This window comes from Sphingomonas immobilis (assembly GCF_030580995.1).
Taxonomy (GTDB): domain Bacteria; phylum Pseudomonadota; class Alphaproteobacteria; order Sphingomonadales; family Sphingomonadaceae; genus Sphingomonas; species Sphingomonas immobilis.
Genome location: NZ_JAUQSZ010000006.1, coordinates 1 through 18,215, shown reverse-complemented (window position 1 = coordinate 18,215; position 18,215 = coordinate 1). Strand labels below are relative to the sequence as shown.

24 protein-coding genes are annotated in these 18,215 nt (G+C 67.2%); 11 read left to right on the top strand and 13 right to left on the bottom strand.

Annotation, left to right across the window (positions count from 1 at the left end; genetic code table 11):
* Positions 1 to 3 precede the first annotated feature (3 nt).
* On the top strand, positions 4 to 558 hold the full coding sequence (gene rsmD, locus Q5H94_RS09865) for a 16S rRNA (guanine(966)-N(2))-methyltransferase RsmD (RefSeq protein ID WP_304561098.1): 555 nt from the start codon (positions 4 to 6) through the stop codon (positions 556 to 558).
* On the opposite strand, the gene Q5H94_RS09860 is transcribed toward rsmD, so the two are convergent.
* Positions 533 to 1,789 (bottom strand): MFS transporter, encoded by a 1,257-nt coding sequence (locus tag Q5H94_RS09860; protein ID WP_304561097.1) that lies wholly within the window; start codon positions 1,787 to 1,789, stop codon positions 533 to 535. The genes rsmD and Q5H94_RS09860 overlap by 26 nt on opposite strands.
* 175 nt (positions 1,790 to 1,964) lie before the next feature.
* Here Q5H94_RS09860 and Q5H94_RS09855 point away from each other — a divergent pair, with 175 nt between their 5' ends.
* Positions 1,965 to 2,372: a hypothetical protein gene (locus Q5H94_RS09855; RefSeq protein ID WP_304561096.1), complete on the top strand. Its 408-nt coding sequence runs from the start codon at positions 1,965 to 1,967 to the stop codon at positions 2,370 to 2,372.
* A 16-nt stretch (positions 2,373 to 2,388) separates the two neighbouring features.
* Here the strand turns inward: Q5H94_RS09855 and Q5H94_RS09850 are convergent, their stop codons facing one another.
* On the bottom strand, positions 2,389 to 4,032 hold the full coding sequence (locus tag Q5H94_RS09850) for an inorganic phosphate transporter (RefSeq protein WP_304561095.1): 1,644 nt from the start codon (positions 4,030 to 4,032) through the stop codon (positions 2,389 to 2,391).
* 150 nt (positions 4,033 to 4,182) lie between these two features.
* The gene (locus tag Q5H94_RS09845; RefSeq protein ID WP_304561094.1) at positions 4,183 to 4,578 is read right to left on the bottom strand and encodes a GFA family protein; all 396 of its coding nucleotides are present in this window, start codon (positions 4,576 to 4,578) and stop codon (positions 4,183 to 4,185) included.
* Positions 4,579 to 4,635: 57 nt separating this feature from the next.
* On the opposite strand from Q5H94_RS09845, the gene Q5H94_RS09840 reads away from it, so the two are divergent.
* From Q5H94_RS09840 to Q5H94_RS09830, 3 genes are read left to right on the top strand one after another with little or no spacing between them, the layout of a single operon-like run.
* On the top strand, positions 4,636 to 6,966 hold the full coding sequence (locus Q5H94_RS09840; RefSeq protein WP_304561093.1) for an ATP-dependent helicase: 2,331 nt from the start codon (positions 4,636 to 4,638) through the stop codon (positions 6,964 to 6,966).
* A gap of 29 nt (positions 6,967 to 6,995) precedes the next feature.
* Positions 6,996 to 7,211, top strand: coding sequence for a hypothetical protein (locus tag Q5H94_RS09835; protein ID WP_304561092.1), 216 nt, complete (start codon positions 6,996 to 6,998; stop codon positions 7,209 to 7,211).
* Positions 7,211 to 7,426 carry a DUF2283 domain-containing protein gene (locus Q5H94_RS09830; RefSeq protein WP_304561091.1) on the top strand — a complete coding sequence of 72 codons (216 nt, stop codon included), beginning with the start codon at positions 7,211 to 7,213 and terminating at the stop codon, positions 7,424 to 7,426. Before Q5H94_RS09835 ends, Q5H94_RS09830 begins: the two co-directional genes overlap by 1 nt.
* Before the next feature lie 242 nt (positions 7,427 to 7,668).
* Here Q5H94_RS09830 and Q5H94_RS09825 read toward each other — a convergent pair whose 3' ends face one another.
* Together Q5H94_RS09825 and Q5H94_RS09820 are read right to left on the bottom strand one after the other, a co-directional pair.
* A complete protein-coding gene (locus tag Q5H94_RS09825) occupies positions 7,669 to 7,965 on the bottom strand; it encodes a HigA family addiction module antitoxin (protein WP_304561090.1) in 297 nt (98 codons plus the stop codon).
* Complete coding sequence (locus tag Q5H94_RS09820; RefSeq protein WP_304561089.1) at positions 7,965 to 8,252, bottom strand: type II toxin-antitoxin system RelE/ParE family toxin; 288 nt, start codon at positions 8,250 to 8,252, stop codon at positions 7,965 to 7,967. Before Q5H94_RS09820 ends, Q5H94_RS09825 begins: the two co-directional genes overlap by 1 nt.
* Positions 8,253 to 8,381: 129 nt before the next feature.
* On the opposite strand from Q5H94_RS09820, the gene Q5H94_RS09815 reads away from it, so the two are divergent.
* On the top strand, positions 8,382 to 8,678 hold the full coding sequence (locus Q5H94_RS09815) for a hypothetical protein (protein ID WP_304561088.1): 297 nt from the start codon (positions 8,382 to 8,384) through the stop codon (positions 8,676 to 8,678).
* An 86-nt stretch (positions 8,679 to 8,764) separates the two neighbouring features.
* Positions 8,765 to 9,217: a hypothetical protein gene (locus Q5H94_RS09810; protein ID WP_304561087.1), complete on the top strand. Its 453-nt coding sequence runs from the start codon at positions 8,765 to 8,767 to the stop codon at positions 9,215 to 9,217.
* A 79-nt stretch (positions 9,218 to 9,296) separates the two neighbouring features.
* Here Q5H94_RS09810 and Q5H94_RS09805 read toward each other — a convergent pair whose 3' ends face one another.
* A complete protein-coding gene (locus Q5H94_RS09805; protein WP_304561086.1) occupies positions 9,297 to 9,974 on the bottom strand; it encodes a phosphatase PAP2 family protein in 678 nt (225 codons plus the stop codon).
* An 87-nt stretch (positions 9,975 to 10,061) separates the two neighbouring features.
* Between Q5H94_RS09805 and Q5H94_RS09800 the strand changes: the two genes are divergently transcribed.
* Positions 10,062 to 10,565 (top strand): hemerythrin domain-containing protein, encoded by a 504-nt coding sequence (locus Q5H94_RS09800; RefSeq protein WP_304561085.1) that lies wholly within the window; start codon positions 10,062 to 10,064, stop codon positions 10,563 to 10,565.
* On the opposite strand, the gene Q5H94_RS09795 is transcribed toward Q5H94_RS09800, so the two are convergent.
* A complete protein-coding gene (locus Q5H94_RS09795; RefSeq protein ID WP_304561084.1) occupies positions 10,562 to 10,903 on the bottom strand; it encodes a hypothetical protein in 342 nt (113 codons plus the stop codon). The genes Q5H94_RS09800 and Q5H94_RS09795 overlap by 4 nt on opposite strands.
* Before the next feature lie 98 nt (positions 10,904 to 11,001).
* On the opposite strand from Q5H94_RS09795, the gene Q5H94_RS09790 reads away from it, so the two are divergent.
* Positions 11,002 to 11,403 (top strand): cupin domain-containing protein, encoded by a 402-nt coding sequence (locus Q5H94_RS09790; protein ID WP_304561083.1) that lies wholly within the window; start codon positions 11,002 to 11,004, stop codon positions 11,401 to 11,403.
* A 32-nt stretch (positions 11,404 to 11,435) separates the two neighbouring features.
* A complete protein-coding gene (locus Q5H94_RS09785; RefSeq protein WP_304561082.1) occupies positions 11,436 to 12,836 on the top strand; it encodes an MFS transporter in 1,401 nt (466 codons plus the stop codon).
* Here Q5H94_RS09785 and Q5H94_RS09780 read toward each other — a convergent pair.
* Genes Q5H94_RS09780 through Q5H94_RS09760 form a run of 5 tightly spaced genes read right to left on the bottom strand, consistent with a single transcriptional unit; the run spans position 12,833 to position 15,329 of the window.
* Positions 12,833 to 13,237 carry a hypothetical protein gene (locus Q5H94_RS09780; protein ID WP_304561081.1) on the bottom strand — a complete coding sequence of 135 codons (405 nt, stop codon included), beginning with the start codon at positions 13,235 to 13,237 and terminating at the stop codon, positions 12,833 to 12,835. The two genes, Q5H94_RS09785 and Q5H94_RS09780, sit on opposite strands and share 4 nt — an antisense overlap.
* The gene (locus Q5H94_RS09775; protein WP_304561080.1) at positions 13,234 to 13,986 is read right to left on the bottom strand and encodes a prepilin peptidase; all 753 of its coding nucleotides are present in this window, start codon (positions 13,984 to 13,986) and stop codon (positions 13,234 to 13,236) included. The genes Q5H94_RS09780 and Q5H94_RS09775 overlap by 4 nt, the downstream gene beginning before the upstream one ends.
* A complete protein-coding gene (locus Q5H94_RS09770; RefSeq protein WP_304561079.1) occupies positions 13,979 to 14,233 on the bottom strand; it encodes a hypothetical protein in 255 nt (84 codons plus the stop codon). Before Q5H94_RS09770 ends, Q5H94_RS09775 begins: the two co-directional genes overlap by 8 nt.
* 5 nt (positions 14,234 to 14,238) lie before the next feature.
* Positions 14,239 to 14,664, bottom strand: a complete 426-nt coding sequence (locus Q5H94_RS09765; protein ID WP_304561078.1) for a GNAT family N-acetyltransferase — start codon at positions 14,662 to 14,664, stop codon at positions 14,239 to 14,241.
* Between the two features lie 38 nt (positions 14,665 to 14,702).
* Positions 14,703 to 15,329, bottom strand: a complete 627-nt coding sequence (locus tag Q5H94_RS09760; RefSeq protein ID WP_341850104.1) for an SH3 domain-containing protein — start codon at positions 15,327 to 15,329, stop codon at positions 14,703 to 14,705.
* Here Q5H94_RS09760 and Q5H94_RS09755 point away from each other — a divergent pair.
* On the top strand, positions 15,303 to 16,301 hold the full coding sequence (locus tag Q5H94_RS09755) for a 2-hydroxyacid dehydrogenase (RefSeq protein ID WP_304561077.1): 999 nt from the start codon (positions 15,303 to 15,305) through the stop codon (positions 16,299 to 16,301). The two genes, Q5H94_RS09760 and Q5H94_RS09755, sit on opposite strands and share 27 nt — an antisense overlap.
* A 628-nt stretch (positions 16,302 to 16,929) precedes the next feature.
* Here Q5H94_RS09755 and Q5H94_RS09750 read toward each other — a convergent pair.
* On the bottom strand, positions 16,930 to 18,215 hold a 1,286-nt coding region (locus Q5H94_RS09750), incomplete at its 5' end, for a GGDEF domain-containing phosphodiesterase (protein WP_304561076.1).

The following is an 18,215-nucleotide window of genomic DNA, read 5'->3' as shown; positions in this document are numbered from 1 at the left end:
GTCATGCGCATCATCGCCGGAGAGTGGCGCGGCCGCCCGCTCGTAACGCCGAAGGGCGACGCCACCCGCCCCACCGCCGACCGCGTTCGAGAGGCTTTGTTCTCGATGCTTGCCAGCCGCGTCGGCAGTTTCGAAGGGCTTGCCGTCGCCGATCTTTTCGCGGGCTCGGGCGCGCTCGGACTCGAGGCGCTGTCGCGCGGTGCCGCCTCCTGCCTGTTCGTCGAACAGGACAAGCCCGCGCTCGACGCGCTGCGCGCCAACATCGCCAAGCTGGAGGTCTCTAAACTGGGGGCCAAGGCCGATGTCCGCGCCGGTTCTGTCCTCGCGCTCGGGCCCGCGGTCGCCCCGCTCGACCTGATCCTGATGGACCCGCCCTATGACAGCGGCGCGGGCTTCGTCGCGCTCGACAAGCTCGCCCGGCTCGGCTGGGTGAACGACGCGACGATCGTCAGCATCGAGACCGGCAAGCGCGAAGTCGTCGATGTGGCAGGCTTCGAGGAAGAGGCCAGCCGCGTCTACGGCAAGGCCAAGATCACCTTGCTGCGGCGCGCGGCCTGATCAGCGCCATACCGATCAGGCTCAGCGTCGCCGCCACGACCAGCAGCAAGCCGACCGATGCCAGCCCGCCGGTCTTGACCAGCGCCGCGGCACCCATCGGTGCCAGCCCGCCGCCGATGATGCCGCCGAGGCTGAACACCAGCGACACCGCCGTGTAGCGCACGCCCGCCGGGAACAGTTCGGGCAGGAACCCGCCAAGCGGGCCATAAGTGAAGCCCATCCCGAACAGCGCGAAGCTCAGCCACAACCACACCGTGACCATTGACGACGCACCGAGCCCCGGTGCCATCGTCAGCCCCGCGATCGCACAGCCCGCGAACCCCAGCGTCATCACGCGCCGCACGCCGTACCAGTCCGACAGCGTCGTCGCGACGACCACGCCGAGCGCCAGGAACAGGATCGCCGCCATCTCGACCGAGAGATAGATCTGCTTCGGATGGCCCTGCACGCCGGTGCCGTACCCGATGGCGAAAGCGGTCGCGAGGTAGAAGATCGCGAAGGTCGACACGACGCAGAACGTCCCCGCCAGCACCGGCCGCAGATGATCGCGCAGCAGCTCGCCGATCGGCACCTTGGGGATCGCGTGTTGCGCCTCCGCCTCCAGGAAGGCGGGGGTCTCGGTCAGCTTCAGGCGCACCCACAGACCGATCAGCACCAGCACCGCGCTCGTCAGGAACGGCAGGCGCCAGCCCCAGTCGGCGAACTGACGGTCGTCCAGCACCGCGCCCAGGACCAGGAAGAAGCCGTTGGCGGCGATGAACCCCACGGGCGCGCCGAGCGGCGGGAACATGCCGTAGCGCATCTCCCACCCCTTCGGCGCATTCTCGACCGCCAGCAGCGACGCACCGCCCCATTCGCCGCCCAGCCCCAGCCCCTGGCCGAAACGCAGCACGCACAGGATCGCCGGTGCCCACCAGCCGATCTGTTCGTAGGTCGGCAGGCATCCGATCGCGACGGTCGATCCACCCATCAACATCAGGCTGGCGACGAGCGTCGACTTGCGCCCGATCCGGTCGCCGAAATGCCCGAACAGCGCCGCTCCCACCGGCCGCGCGACGAAGGCGACCGCGAACACCGCATAGGACGACAGCATCTGCACCCATTTGTCTTCGCCGGGGAAGAACAGCGGACCGAACACCAGCGAGGCGGCGGTCGCGTAGATGTAGAAATCGTAGAACTCGACCGTGGTGCCGGTCAGGCTGGCGAGCAGCACCCGCCGGTGACGTATCATGGGGTGCGCGGGTATCGGATGGGCTTTCACCCATGCCTGATTGCGTGGTCGCGCCGGGCGGTCAAGCTCCGTCACTTCGACCAATGTCTAATCGCTGTTTTTGAACGATCTTAACCTTGTTCGCGCCATTCCCGACGGATCGACACGGACAGACATGAGCCAGGGGCCCGGCGCAATGCCACCATATTTACTTTCCCCCGCCGAAGACCGTGGCGACGGCGTGATCGTGCTGGAAGTCCAACGCGCCATCCGGGATTCGGAAGTTCCGCGCCTCATCGCGGATCTTACCGCCGCGATGGTCGCTGCGCGTCGCAACGGCGATCCCTATCGCCTGATATTCGATGATCGTCTGGAAGCGCGGTTCAGCGAAAAGGCGCGCCGCGACCTCATCGATGCGATGGCCGCGATCCGCCAGCCGGGGGATCGTACCGCGATGCTGGTGACGAACAGCATGATGAAGCTTCGGCTCAAGGCCGACATGAGCAGTCAGGGCCAGGCGTTCATTTCCGAACTCGCGGCGCTGACCTGGCTCAATGCCTGGACCGAACATTCCGGCCAGCAGATTCTGACGGCGGCGAAGTAAGCCCTCGCCTGCGCGGCTAGCCGACGAGCTTCACCACGCCCAGCAACAGCCAATAGAGCCCGCCCGACAGCAGCATCGCCGCGGGCAGCGTCATCACCCAGGCCAGCACCATGTTGACGATGGTGCGCGCCTGCAGGCCGCTTCCGCTCGCAACCGATGCACCGGCGACGCCGCTCGACAGGATATGCGTGGTGGAGACGGGCGCGGCGAACATATCGGCGGTCATGATCGTGAAGGCGGCGACGATCTCCGCCGACGCACCCATGCCGTAGGTCAGGTGCGTCTTGCCGATCTTCTCGCCGACGGTGACGACGATCCGCTTCCAGCCGACCATCGTGCCGAGCCCCAGCGCGATGGCGACCGCGATCTTCACCCACAGCGGGATGAAGCGCGTGCCCTGCTCCAGCCGCTTTTCGTAATCGCCGATCGCCTTCAGCTCGGGTTCGGAGAAGGTCTTGGCGGCGGTCTTGTCCTTGATGACGAGCTGACCCACGCCCTGCAACAGGTACATATCGTTGCGCAGGTTCGGGGTGGCGGCGGCGGGTACCTTGTCGAGCGAGCCATAGCCCTGGATCCGCGCGCTGACGTCGCGCGACAGCGTCTCCATCGCGCCGTAGACGGGCGCGCTCGTCGCGGTGCGCGTCTGCAGCGCCTGCGTCAGGACTTTCCGCGAAGCCTCGACATCGCCCGCGGTACTCGCCCCGCCATGCGCGCGGAAGGCGGTGGCGGCGGCGTTGACCGATGCGACGAAGGCGGGCGTCTCGCTCGCCGGCATCGTGCGGTTGAGCGCATAGGCCGTCGGCGCGCAGCCGATCAGGATCAGCATGATGAGCCCCATGCCCTTCTGCCCGTCATTGCTGCCGTGGAAGAAGGAAACGGCGGTGCAGGTCGCGATCAACGTCGCGCGGATGCCCTTGGGCGGCGGGGCATTGCCCTCCGGCGCCGAATACAGCTTGGGATTGCGCAGCACCCGTTTCATCACGAGCAGCAGCACCAGCGAGGCGACGAAGCCGATCAGGGGGCTGAACAGCAACGCCGACAATACCTTCTGCGCCTGGCCCCAATCGACCCCCGACGTGCCGTCGCCGCCCACCAGCAACTGATTGGCGAAACCGACGCCGAGGACCGATCCGATCAGCGCGTGGCTGGACGAATTGGGCAGGCCGACGAACCACGTGGCGAGATTCCAGATCACGGCGGCCAACAGCAGCGCGAAGATCATCGCGAAACCGGCGCCCGATCCGACGTGCAGGATCAGGTCTACGGGCAGCAAGGTGACGATCGCATAGGCCACCGCCCCGCTCGAAAACATCACGCCCAGGAAATTCCACAGGCCCGACCACACCACTGCGACCGGCGCGGGCAGCGAGTGGGTATAGATCACCGTCGCCACCGCATTGGCCGTGTCGTGGAAACCGTTCACGAATTCGAAGCCCAGCGCGATCAGCAGCGCCAGCCCCAGGAAGGCGAAGGTCGCGAAGGCCATGCCCTCGCCCGCCTGCCGCGTGTCGAACAGGATGCTCGCGCCGGCATAGCCCAGCGCGCCGATCAGCACCGCCAGGAAGATCCAGCGCCCGGCCGGGTGCAGCGCCCGGTCGAGATGCGGCGCGCTGACGTGACGCTCGCCCGCATCGGGCTGCGCTAGGGGACTTGAGGCCATAAGGTCGGCGTTGCCTGGTCTGTTACCGTTTGACGGCAGCCCAGTCGATCGACGAGGCCGGAGCGATGCACCATCTGCACCGCGTTTCGAGGAGCGCCCATATCGCGTTCGCAGGCGCGGGGCAATTGCTCAATACGGCGAGATCGGCTCCTAGACCGGATAGCGATCGAACCGTGGCAGATTTGTTATACCCCCCGCCCAGCTCGGCGCGTCCGCCGCCTGCACCCATAGCTGCGGCGCCAGCGCCTCGGGATCGTCGAGCGTCGCGGTCTGCACGTCGATCTTGCCGGGGAAAATGCTCTCGCTCAGATAGAACAGCCCGGTGCCGCATTCCTGGCAGAAATGCCGTTCGATATCGCCGGACGAATTGTACGCCCGCGTCGTGCCCGAAACCGAAACCTGATCCTGCCGGAACAGCGCCCAGCCGACGAGATGCGCGCCCGCCGCCTTGCGGCAATCGGTACACAGGCACAAAGCGCTATGCTCGGGCTCGCCTTCGAGGGCGTAGCGCACCGCGCCGCAATGGCATCCGCCCTCCAGGGCCATGAGCGATCCTTTCCAAGCAACTTGCCCCGACTCGCCTTGTTCCCTACCTGTTCACCGATGTCCATGCCAGTACCGTCCCCCTCCGATTCTTCAGGCGAACCGCCCTATCTCAAGGGTCTCAACGCTCCGCAGCGCGAGGCCGTGCTCACCACCGAGGGCCCCGTGCTGGTGCTGGCGGGCGCAGGCACCGGCAAGACGGCGGCGCTGACCGCGCGGCTCGGCCACCTGCTGTGGACGCGGAAAGCCTATCCGTCGGAAATCCTCAGCGTCACCTTCACCAACAAGGCCGCGCGCGAAATGCGCGAGCGTGTCGGCCGCCTCGTCGGCGATGTGGTGGAGGGGATGCCGTGGCTCGGCACCTTCCACGCAATCGGCGCGAAGATGCTCCGCCGCCACGCCGAACTGGTGGGCCTGCAGAGCAACTTCACCATCCTCGACACCGACGACCAGCTCCGCCTGCTCAAGCAGCTCGTCATCGCCGCCGACATCGACGAGAAGCGCTTCCCCGCGCGCAGCCTCGCCGGGCTGATCGACGAATGGAAGAACAAGGGCCTCATCCCCTCGCAGATCGACGCCGGCGAGAGCGAACGCTACGCCAACGGCCGCGGCGGCGAGCTGTACCAGCAGTATCAGACCCGCCTCGCCGCCTTGAACGCCTGCGATTTCGGCGACCTGCTGCTCCACATGCTCGTCATCCTCAAGACGCACCGCGAAGTGCTGGAGCAATACCAGCAGCGCTTCCGCTACATCATGGTCGACGAATATCAGGACACCAACAGCGTCCAGTATCTCTGGCTCCGCCTGCTCGCGCAGGAGCGCAAGAACCTGTGCTGCGTCGGCGACGACGACCAGTCGATCTATTCGTGGCGCGGCGCGCAGGTCGAGAACATCCTCAAGTTCGAAAAGGATTTCCCCGGCGCGAAGGTGATCCGGCTCGAACAGAATTACCGCTCCACCCCGCACATCCTCGCCGCCGCATCGGGCGTGATCGCCAACAACTCAGGCCGCCTCGGCAAGACGCTCTGGACCGAGGAGGCCGAGGGCGAGAAGGTCAAGGTTCTCGGCGTGTGGGACGGCCCGGAGGAGGCGCGCCGCGTCGGCGACGAGATCGAGGCGGCCGAGCGGAACGGCCTGTCGCTCGACAAGGTCGCCATCCTCGTCCGCGCCCAGCACCAGACGCGCGAGTTCGAGGACCGCTTCATCGCGATCGGCATGAACTACCGCATCATCGGCGGCTTCCGCTTCTACGAACGCGCCGAGATCCGCGACGCGCTCGCCTATCTGCGCATCGTCCACCAAAGCGCCGACGATCTCGCCTTCGAGCGCATCGTCAATGTCCCGAAGCGCGGCCTGGGCGACAAGGCGGTGCAGAAGCTCCACATGCTCGCCCGCGCCGAGGGCATCCCGCTCTCGACGGCGGCGGCGCGCATCCTCGACACCGACGAGCTGACCGGCGCCGCGCGGAAATCGCTCGGCAATTTCGTCATCGATCTCGCCCGCTGGCGGCGCATGGCCAACGACCTGCCGCACGCCGAACTCGCCCGCCAGATCCTCGACGAAAGCGGCTATACCGGCGTCCTCCAGGCCGAGAAATCGGTCGAGGCGTCGGGCCGGCTGGAAAACCTCAACGAACTCGTCCGCGCGATGGAGGAATATGAGAGTCTCGGCGCGTTCCTCGAACACGTCAGCCTCGTCATGGACAACGAGGCGCAGGCCGACGAGGCCAAGGTGACGATCATGACGATCCACGCCGCCAAGGGGCTCGAATACGACACCGTCTTTCTTGTCGGCTGGGAGGAAGGCCTGTTCCCCTCGCAACGCTCGCTCGACGAGGGCGGCAATGCGTCACTGGAGGAGGAACGCCGCCTCGCCTATGTCGCCATCACCCGCGCGCGGCGCAAAGCGGTGATCCTTCACGCCGCCAACCGCCGCATCTACGGCCAGTGGACGTCGAGCATCCCCAGCCGCTTCGTCGGCGAACTGCCGAAAGCGCATGTCGAATCCGAAAACAGCATGAGCGGCGGCGAAAGCCTGTGGCGCGCCAACTGGTCGGAGCGGGCCGACCCGTTCGCCGACGTCGCGCGCGGCACCGGCCGAGGCCCCGGCTGGCAACGCGCGGCGGGCGTGAAGGACGGTTCCTTCAAGGACGGGGGCACCTTCACCAGCCGCACATTCTCGCGCGAACCGAGCCGCGTGGTCGAGGCCCGCGCGAGCGCGGTGAGCCTGGGCAACAAGGGCCGCGCGGACGTGTCGGTAGGGTTGAGGGTGTTCCACCAGAAATTCGGCTACGGCACGATCGCCGAGATCGAGGGAAACAAGCTCGAGATCGATTTCGAAGAGGCCGGCCGGAAGCGGGTTATGGATAGCTTCGTGACCATCCCCGCGTGAAGACGACGCGCTATTTCGAGGAGCAGGTGATGCGTAAGCGACCCAACCTCAAACGCGAATGGATCGTGGCCACCCTTACTGATCCGCTCCGTCGCGAAGTCCAACCCGATGCCCGCATCCGCTATTGGGGCCGCGTCGAATTGTCCGATCCGGTCAAATCCTATATCCTTCGCGTCGTGACGCTGGAGGATGGCGAGACGGTGCATAACGCCTTCTTCGACCGCAATTACCGCGAGGCCGAGTGATGAAGCTGCATTATTATCCTGAGACCGACAGTCTCTACATCGAACTGCGCGAGGCCGCTGGCACTGAAACCCGCGAGATCGCCGATGGCGTAAACGCCGATTTCGATGCGGACGGCGCGGTGGTCGGCATCGACATCGACCACGCCTCGACCAAGCTCGACCTGACGACCTTGGAAACCAGCGCGCTACCGTTCAGGGATTTGAAGGCGGCTTGAGATCAGTTACGCCAAGTCTGACGCAATTCTTCGTCAAACCATAGTTCAGCATCCTCGAGGGCCCCCATCACCGAGCGGAATTCTAGATATTTGCTCCCTCCTCGTTGCCGGAGCCACAATACGAAATCGTCGAAGCTAGGCATCTTTGATTGGCCCGGAAGAACTCCGCTTGCGTTTGCCCATTGACGGACAAGATGTCGGATCGCCTTTTCCGATTCCGGCTTGGTCACTTTTTTCATAGTTTAAGCCGCCACCCGCTCCACCTCGATCTCCCCCGCCCGCGCGCGCACCTCGGCCAGATCATGCGCCGCCTGCATCCGCATCAAGGTATCCGCGCTCAACCCGAATGCCTTTTCGAAGCGGATCGCCATTTCCGCCGACAGCCCGGCCCGTCCGCCGAGCAGATTGCTCATCGCCTGCCGCGTCACGTGCAGCCGCGCCGCCGCATCCGTTACGGACAGCCCGTGCGGCTCGACGATTTCCGCGCGCAGCCACGCGCCGGGATGCACCGCGAAGCTGGAATGAAGTTTGATCGCCATCAGTGATAATCCTCCAGATCGAGATCCTCGATCGCGCCGTTCGCGTTGATCCGAAACGTCATCCGCCAGTTCTTCGTCACCGTCAGCGACCATTCTCCGGCGCGGTCGCCGGTCAGGACGTGCGCCCCGAAATTGGGCGGAACCTTCAACTCATCCGGCGATGCAGCCGCCGCCAGATAGGCCAGCATATTGCGCAACCGATCCATGAGGTTGCCGGGCAAGCCCTTCGCCCGGCCAGTCTCCGCAAACGATCGCAACGCCTTGTGCCGAATGCTCTCGATCTCCACGCTTCCGACTAACCCGATACAGTCATGTTGTCAACCGTCACTTGACACGCGACGATTACGATAGCGCAACCATAACCCCCGCCATTCGTATCCCCCGCAGGCCCGAACCGGGCCTGCGAGAGGAACCTCATGAAATTCACTCACCTCATCGCCGCCGGCCTGATGGCCGCCGGTATCGGCATGTCCGGCGCGGCTTCGGCGCAGATGCACGACGGCGCGGTCTCGCGCGATCATCGCGGCGACGGCATGCGCGACGATCGTCGCGGCGACCGCATGGATCGCCACGACGGCCGGCAGGACCGCCGCTGGGATCGCCGCAGCGAGCGCCGCAGCTATGCCCGCCACGATCGCCGTGGCTGGAACAACGGCCGTAGGCGCTGCCGCACCGAATGGCGCCATCACCGCCGCGTCCGCATCTGCCGCTGACCGCGAAGGGAGGGGCGCGTTCGCGCTCCTCCCCACCTGCAAAATCCGCTGTCCTACACACCCCGTCCCGCGTCATACGCTCCTAGATGAGCAAGCCCCGCACCCTCCCCGATCTCTATGCCCTGCTCGGCGAGCTCGGTGAGGCCCCGTCCGACGACGGTACGGATCCCTTCGATTTCACCCCCGTCCCGTCCGCCTCCACCCGCCACGACGGCTGGACGCCCGAACGGCAGCGCCTCTTCATCGCCGGTCTCGCGAAGATCGGTGCGGTGCGCCCGGCGGCCAGAAGCGCGGGGATGAGCGCAAAGTCGGCCTATGCGCTACGCCGCCGCGCAGGCCCGGACAGCAGCTTCGCCGCAGCCTGGGACCGGGCTGTCGAAGCGGGCGGCGTCATGCGCGACGGCACCGCGATCGACCGCGCGATCGAGGGCGAGGAGGTGCCGGTATTCTACCGCGGCCAACAGGTCGGCAGTCGCAAGCGGTACAATACGAGCCTGTTGCTCGCGGCAATGCGCCCCCGCTTCGACAGAAACGGATAGCCACTCGGTTCGTCGCATTTTCGCCCCCGTTTTGCGGCACCTTCGTTACCTTCGGACCCGATCCGAAGGCTCGGGCAGCTCAGACGATCCGCCGCTTCAACGCCCGGTTCGCGGCGAACATCGCCGCCGCCCACACCGTCCCGAAGCACCACCCGCCCAGCACGTCGCTCGGCCAGTGGACGCCCAGATACACACGGCTGCACCCGATCAGCACGACCAGAAGGGAAAAGAACGCGACGATCGCCACCCGCACGCCCCGCGCCGTATAGGTCTCGCACAGCATCAGCGCGAGCGTGAGGTACGTCGCGGCGGAGATCATCGCATGGCCGCTCGGGAAGCTGGCGTTGTCGACCCAGGCAAGATGCGGGACGAGCGCCGGCCGCGGTCGCGAGATCAGGCCCTTCAGCAGCGTGCTGATGAGCGAACTGCCGATCAGCGCCGCCGCGATCCACGCCGCTTCGGCCCGGCGGCCCAGATAGACGAGGAACGCGATGCCTGACGCCCCGAACAACCACATCAACGTGAATCCGCCCAGCGCAGTCAGGTCGATCGCCGATTGCGTCAGCCACACCGGTCCGACGGGCGTGTCGAGATGCCCCGGCACGCGGAGCGCGAGCAGGATCGGAATGTCGAAGCCGAACCCCTCACCCTCGATCAGCTCGCCCGCGATATGGATACCGAGCAACAGCGCGGACACGGCGAAAAGCGCCGCAAGTGGCCACAGCCACGGCACGCCCAGCCGCGTACCCGGCGCCACGGGAGCCTCCTCGTCCATGGCCCTTAAGTAGCAGTACGGGCGGCCGTCACAACCTTTCGGTCACTAAACGCATTTAGTCGGAGCAACATGATCATTGGCGCGCCCGAACTGCTCGACGAACATCGCCGCATCCTCGCGGCGGTGGCCGGCAATGAGCGCCAGATCGCAGGCCCGCGCCCCGAAAGCTCGGCCGAGCTCGCCGCCAAACGCTGGACCTTCACGCGCGAGCTGCTGGCCCATTTCGCCAACGAGGAAGCGACGCTGCTGCGTCCGCTGATGAACGACCGCCGCCCGCACGTCGCGGCGATGGCGACGAAGGCGCTGGCCGAACAGAACCGCCTGCTGAACGATTTCAAGGACCACGTCCGCCGCTGGGGCTCGCTCGCCAGCGAAGCGGAATGGCCGGATTACGTGCGGGCGACGCGCGCGCTGATGCAGCGCATCCGCACCCGCATCCATCACGAGGAATCGTCGCTCTATTCGCAACTGCCCGCCCAGACCAACCGGCGCGGCGTGGCGGAACCCGACACGCGCTACGTCGGTGAAGCCGCGCAGATCCGCAACGTCATCTTCGACGGAAAAGCGGCTTAGGGCTCGACCGTCATCAGCGCCGTCTCGGCGTATTTGGGATCGCCGGCGATGAACAGCGGGCTCGGCTTGAAGGCGCGCGGCGTCAGGCGCAGCGCGGTCAGCCCGGCCAGTTTGAACGTGCCGAGCTTGAGTTCCTTGGGCGGCTTGCCGTCACGCTCGATCACCACGCCATCGACGAACAGGTCGCCATGGCGGGTATAGATGACGTGCGGCGCGAGCGTTACCTCGGTGCGGTTATACGTCGCGGAGAGGCAGCGCTTGCGCACGATCCCCTCGAATACGGTGGGGACGTCGGCGGACGGGGCTTCTTTCACGGCCAGGCTTGCGGTAGCGTTCATAGTCCGACCTGTACGCAAAATGCCGCAGCGCAGCAAGACTTGACGCGCCTTGTTTTGGGACGCTTGCCTACTTCTCCCGCCGGGGTTAGCGCGGCGGCATGACGCATCCCCTCGTCGCCAGCCTCGATCTCGCGCCGCATCCCGAGGGTGGATGGTATCGCGAAACGATGCGCCAGCCCGCGCCCGGCGGCGACCCGCGCGGCCTCGCCTCGGCGATCCTGTTCCTGCTCGAAGAGGGGCAAAGATCGCACTGGCACCGCGTCGACGCCGTCGAACTCTGGCTTTGGCACGCCGGATCGCCGCTCACGCTCCTCATCCATGAAGTTGGCGAAACCCGTGAAATCGTGCTCAGCGCCGATACGCCGCAGGGCCTCGTTCCCGCACACGCCTGGCAATCGACCGAGGCCCCGGCGGGCTGGGGGCTGGTAAGCTGCGTCGTCACGCCCGGCTTCACCTTCGACGGTTTCGAACTCGCGCCGCCGGGATGGTCGCCCGCATGAACCATATTCTTTCTCGGCCGGAAGCACGGTAGATGTCCGACGGTCTTCCCATGCCGCGCCGCCTGATGGCGATCGGCGCGCTCTGTTGCGGCTCGGCACTCGTCATCATCGACGGCGCGGTGCCGAATGTCGCGCTTCCCACGATCGCCCGCGACCTTCGCGTCGACAGCAGCGCCGTTGTCAGCGTCGTCACCATCTATCAGTTGACCCTCGTCATGTTGCTCCTGCCGTTCGCGGGCCTCGGCGAACGGATCGGGCTGAGGCGGATGTACCAGCTCGGTCAGCTGATCTTCACCGTCGCGACGGTTTTGTGCTTCTTTGCCAAGAGCCTGCCGTTCCTGCTGATCGTCCGCGGTGCGCAGGCGATCGGCGCGGCCGCATCGCTCAGCGTCTCGGCGGCGCTTATCCGGCAGGTCTATCCCAAGGCGCAGCTCGGGCGCGGGCTCGGCATCAATTCGGTGATCGTATCCAGCTCCGCCGCACTCGCCCCGACGCTTGGCGGACTGGTCCTGGCGGTCGCGCCGTGGCCGTGGGTGTTCGCCAGCGCCGTGCCCTTCGCGATCCTTTCGCTGGTACTCGGTCAGGCGCTACCCGAATCGGAACCGCGCGAGGAGCCGTTCGACATTCTCGGCGCGGTGATGTGTGCGGCAACGTTCGGACTCGTCATCGGCGGACTTGAATCGGCGGTACACGATACGAGTGGCAGCCACGTCGTGTCGGCGGCGATTGTTATCGTCGGTCTCATCATCGGCTATCGCTTCGTTCAGCGGGAACGCAAGGAGAGCAATCCGATTTTGCCGATCGATCTGCTCGGCCGTCCCGTTCTCGCGCTGTCGGCGATCGGCGCCTACACGGCGTTCATCGCCTCGATGACCCTGTTGCTGTCGACGCCCTTCCGCCTCCAGCACGAATTCCACTTCACGCCTGCCGAGGTCGGCGCAGCGATCGCGCCGTGGCCGCTTACCAATATGTTTGTGGCACCCTTCTCCGGCTGGCTGTCAGACCGGGTTCCGGCCGGGCTGCTCGGCGGGATCGGTATGGCGGTGGCGGTGACGGCCTTGTCGCTAATTGCCTTCATGCCAGCCGATCCGAGCTATTTCGACATCGCCTGGCGGATGGCCCTGTGCGGGTCTGGCTTCGGCCTGTTCCTGCCGCCCAACGCGCGCCTCATCATCGGCTCTGCGCCGCAGGATCGCGCAGCAGCGGCGGGTGGGCTCGTCTCGACGGTGCGGCTGGTCGGACAGACGACGGGCGCGACGCTCGTCGCGTGCCTGCTCGCATTCGGCATCGGGAGCGGCCGCACGCCTGCGCTGGTCGCGGCGGGGCTGGCGGTGGTGGCGGGGCTGTGCAGCGTTGCGCGCCTGCGCCCCTCGATCCGCAATCCCAAACCGGTCGAGGCGGAGGACGTCCAGCCCGCGCCGCAGGTCCGCTAGCTACAGCCGACGATGCCGGTGATGGGGACGACGACCCCATCCTGCCCGTCGCGCTCCAGCCGCAGCGTCCCTTCGGAGACCACGCCGCCCTTGACGACATCACCCCGCGCCTCGACCTTGATATCGAGCGTGGCGCGGACACCGGGCGCGGCATAGTCGGTCGTCGCGGACAGGCCGTAGGTACTCGCGCCGGATCGCGCGGTACGCGGCAGATCGACAGGGGCACCGTTCAGTACCAGGCGCAACTGCCCCGGTTCGGCGGTCGCCATTGCGATCAGCGTCTTCTGCTCGCCGCCGCTCCACAGGAAGGCCGCGCACCCACTCGCCGGCAGCGCCTGTTTCGGCAGCGTGCCGAGCGGCAGATCGTCGGCGGCAAGCAACAGGGCGAGGAGCAGGCTCATGCCCCGCTGCCTAGCAGGAACAGCCACGCCGGGTAAGCCGCCACCGCCAGCAGCGCCCCGAACGGCAAGCGGTCGTCGAGCCGCGCGGTGCGCCCGCGCACCATGCCGAACAGCACCACCGCCAGCCCTGCCAGCGCGGCGAGGAACAGCACCACCGGCTGCATCCGCCAGCCGATCCAGAGCCCGATCGCGCCGAACAGCTTGGGATCGCCCCCGCCCAGCCCCTCGCGCCCGCGCAGATGCCTGTATCCGAAGGCGACGAGCCACAGGCTCGCGAACCCCGCCGCGCCGCCGATGAGGCGATCCGTCAACGGCGGGTCGATCCCCACGACCCCGGTCGCGAGCCCCGCCAGCGCCAGCGTCAGCGTCAACCGGTCGGGCAGCCAGAACTCGGTCACGTCGAGCGCGGCAAGCGCCAGCAGCAGCCAGCCGAACAGCGCCCCCGCCAGCCCTACCGGCCCCGGCACCGCGAGCCCCGCCGCGACACCGATCAGCAGCGCCATCGCCTCGATCCGCCAGTGCCGCGCGTCGATCCCCGCACCGCACGTCCGGCACCGCCAGCGCGACAGCGCCGCGCTCAGCAGCGGCACGAGGTCGCGCGCGCCCAGCGTCCGCGTGCAGCTATCGCACTGCGAGCGCCCGCCCATCGTCCGCCCCTGTGGCCAGCGGATCACCAGCGTCGCGACAAAGCTGCCGATCACCGCTCCCAGCAGACCGAGCAGCACCGCCCACACGATCAGCTCAGCCATCGGCCTTCTTGCGGATCAGGTAGCGATACGCCCCGAACAGATCGATCGCGCACAGCACCGCGTTCTGCGTGCCGAGCGCGCCGTCCTTCGTGATGATCGCCCCCGCCACCCACACCACAGCAGAGGCGGCGAACAGCACCAGCCCCCAGCCGGTGATCTTCCGTCCTATGTCGAGTGAGACCATGATGGCGGCGATCATGCCGCCGCCGGAGGCGATCCATTTGAGGACCGTGGTGAGGGTTTCCATATCGCTCAAACGCGCAGGTCGAGCGTATAGAACCGGCTGAAATCCCCTGGTGGATAGTCGCCGTACGGGCCGCATGGCACGAAGCCGGCGCGTTCGTACATCGCCCGCGCGGGGGCGAAGGCCTCGTTCGATCCGGTTTCCAGGCTCAATCGGGAATAGCCCGCCTCGCGCCCTTCCGCGATCAGGTGCGCGAGGATCGCCCCGCCCACCCCGCGCCTGAGCGCGACGGGCGCGGTACGCATCGACTTTAGCTCGCCGTGCCCGTCCTCGATCTTCTTGTGCGCGCCCATGCCGAGCAGCGTATCGCCCTCCCATGCGGTCCACAGCGCCACGGCAGGATCGCGCAGGCCCGACAGGTCGAGTGCGAACACCGCGTTCGGCGGCGAATTCTCGAACGCCGATCGCAGGTGCAGCTCGACCAGTGCGACCACGTCGGGCCGGGTCAGGTCATCGCGCTCGAACCGGAGGCTCAGGGGATGATCTCCGTCGGATCGACGCCCCAGAGATGGATCGTCTCGATATAGCCGCCGCGCCCGCGCACGTCGAAATAGCACCAGCCGCGCGCGCATTTGCTGAGGCGGCCGACCACGCCCGGCGCCGCGCGCCAGCGGATGCGCGCATCGGCATGTGGCTGATCGAACAGCTCGGCCGGCGGGCCCATCACGAAGCCGGTGCGCGTATCGCGGATCAGCGAGCCGAGCATCCAGCCCTGCGTGCCGCCCGGATCCTCGACCTTCAACCAGTTGCCGTGTTCGTAGGTGTCGATCACCTTCACCGGCAGGTCGGCGCGCTGATATTGCCAGATCGCCGGATAGGTACGCGCGGGGCCAGTGCGCATCCGCGCGCGGCCCGCCGCGATCGAGGCGTAGTATGGCGGCTTGCGCTGCACCAGCGCGGCGATCGCCGGCCCGACGGTCGTTGCGATCATCACCGCCGCGAGCGCGCCCGCCACACCTTTGTTGAAACCCCGCATGTTCGTTCCCTCATCCTCCCCCGCCATCTCTACCGCGCGATTGCTGCAGGCTTCAATGGCGTTGACGATGCGGCCACGCTTCGCCAAGCCGCGCATATGCCCGAAACGAGACGCGTCGCTCATCCCAAGGTCTTCGTCACCCGCGAACTGGCGGATGCGACCATGGCGCGTATGGAGCAATTGTTCGACACCACGCTCAACCGTGCGGACGTGGCATTGACCCGCGACGATCTCGCCGCGGCGGTTGCCGAGTGCGACGTGCTGGTGCCGTCGGTCACCGACGCGATCGACGCGGAGCTGATCGCCGGCGCGGGCCCCCGGCTGAAGCTGATCGCCAATTTCGGCGCGGGCGTGAATCATATCGACCTGACAGCGGCGCGCGCACGCGGCATCATCGTTACCAACACGCCCGGCGTGCTGACCGAGGATACCGCCGACATGACGATGGCGCTGATCCTGTCGGTGCCGCGCCGGCTGGCCGAGGGCGAGAAGCTCGTCCGCTCGGGCCAGTGGAAGGGGTGGAGCCCGGGCGGGATGCTCGGCCACCGCATCGGCGGCAAGGCGCTCGGAATCATCGGCGCGGGGCGGATCGGGCAAGCGGTGGCAAGGCGCGCGCGCGCGTTCGGCCTGTCGATCCACTATCACAACCGCGAGCGCCTGCCGAAGGTGCTGGAGGCGGAACTCGGCGCGCAATGGCATCCGAACCTCGACGAGATGCTGGGCGCGATCGACATCCTGACGATCCACACGCCGCTCAACGCCGACAGCCGCGACCTGATCGACGCGCGCCGCATCGCCTTGCTGCGGCCGCACGTCCACCTCATCAACGCCTCGCGCGGCGGCATCGTCGAAGAGGAGGCGCTGGTGGCGGCACTCGAAGGCGGGCGACTGGCGGGCGCGGGCCTCGACGTGTGGCAGCACGAGCCCGAGATCGACCCGCGCCTGCTCGCGCTGCCCAACGTGGTGATGACCCCGCACATGGGCTCCGCCACGTTCGAAGGCCGCATGGCGCAGGGCGAGAAAGTGATCCAGAACATCCGCATGTGGGCCGACGGGCACAGGCCGCCGGATCAGGTGCTGGAGGGGTGGGCGTAGAGTTAGACTTCGCTTGACAGATTGACACCTGAATCGAAAATGTAAGGCGCGATCGTTTCCGAAATTGCACCAATAGGGTGCCGAAGCTCACACCGATTCACGCTGGTGCCCCCGTCCGCCGGCACCGACGACTGCGGCATACGGACGCGCGGAGGCTGTGCGCCGCGGGCGCACAACCCAGGGATCGACGGTTTGAAAGAGCGACGGCTGGGCATCGCATATGACGGGCGCTGTAGGACAGCGGAAATGTCCGGGATGGGTGATTAGCGGACGCGAGGTGCGGCGGGGCTAAGGCTCGCGCATAGGCTTAACGCGAGCGGTGCCCAAGTCCCTGGGCGCGGTCAGCACTACCCTCTGGCACCCTTGCGGGTTTCCTCTGCCCCCCGCCGCGGCGGCTTTCTACAACGGTTTGCGGTACAGCTCAAATGGTCTGCGAGCGTGCGCTACGGGTCGGAGCGGACGTCCCGTTCGGGTGGTTGGCTGCTGTTCCCCAAGCCTCAGGCGTCACTCCGGCCTTGTGCCGGAGCCCAACGTGCGGCGCGCGTGACGCTTGAACATCATGCCGCTTCGCCGGCGGAACCTTGGACCCCGGAACAGGTCCGGGGTGACGACGCGAGCGTGGGAACGTCTACCCCGACACCAGCCCCACCAACACCGCGCTCGACACCGCCTCGCTGCGCAGGAAGCCCTGGTACAACTGGCACCCCTCCTTCGCGAGCAGTTCGAGCTGCTCCGCCGTCTCCACCCCTTCCGCGATCACCGTCAGCCCCAGCGAGCGCGCCATGTCGATGACGCCGCGCACCACCACGCGGTCGCGCGGCGTGCCGGTGATGTCCTGTGCCAGCTTCTTGTCGATCTTGAGGTAATCGAGCGGCAACGCCTTGAGATAGGCGAGGCTCGAATAGCCCGTCCCGAAATCGTCAATGGCGATGCGACAACCCGCCGTGCGGAGTTGCGAGAGCAGGCTAGCGGCGATGCCGAGATCCTCGATCAGCCCGCTCTCGGTGATCTCCAGCGTCAGGCGGCTGCGTGGGAAGCCGCTGGTGTCGACGCGGTCGAGGAACCGATCGGCGAAGCCCGGCCGGGCGATGTCGGCGGCGGTGAGGTTGAGCGCGAGCCGAAGCCCCCGCAGTTCCGCCGGCCAGGCGGCGGCGCGCTCCAGCGTGATCTTCTGGATATGGTCGGACAGGCCGATCTCGAGCTCGGCGCGGGCGGCGGCGGCGAACAAAGTCTCCGCGCCGATCGTGCCGAGCTTGGCATGTTCCCAGCGCGCCAGCGCCTCGACGCCGACGATCGCGCCGGTCGAGACCGAGACCTGCGGCTGGAAGAGGATGTCGATCTCGCCCTGCTCGATCGCGTGGTGGAGTGCCACGGCGAGCATGTCGATCGGCGTCTCGTCGCGCGGGCCCGCTTCCGCGACGCGCACCGTCGCGCTGTCGGAGGCGCGCGCGTCGGCCAGCGCTTCGCTTGCGCGGCGCAGCAGGCTGCCGGAATCGTCCGCCGCCACCGCCTCGGCGAGACCGATGCGGCAGCCCAGCACGGCGATCGTCTCGCCGGTCACGAACGGCCGCGCAAGTTCGCCAGCGATGCGTTCGGCGGCAAGATCGATGCGGGTCCGAGGGCTCCGCGCCGCGACCAGATACGACGATCCGCTCATCCGCGAGACGAGCGCCTCGCGACCCAGCACCTCGCGTGCGGCCTCCTCGATGCGTTTCAGCGCGCCGCGCAGCAGGCCGTCGCCGACGGTGCGGCCGTAGGCGGTGTTGATCATGTCGAAGCGGTTGAGCGCGACCAGCATCGCGCTGAGCGGCGTCTCATGCGCCTCCGCCAGCCGCCGCCCGATCCAGCGCCGCGCCGAGCCCGCGTCGCGCGCGCCCGCCAGCGCCTCGCGCAGCTCCGCGCTCGGCTCGGGCG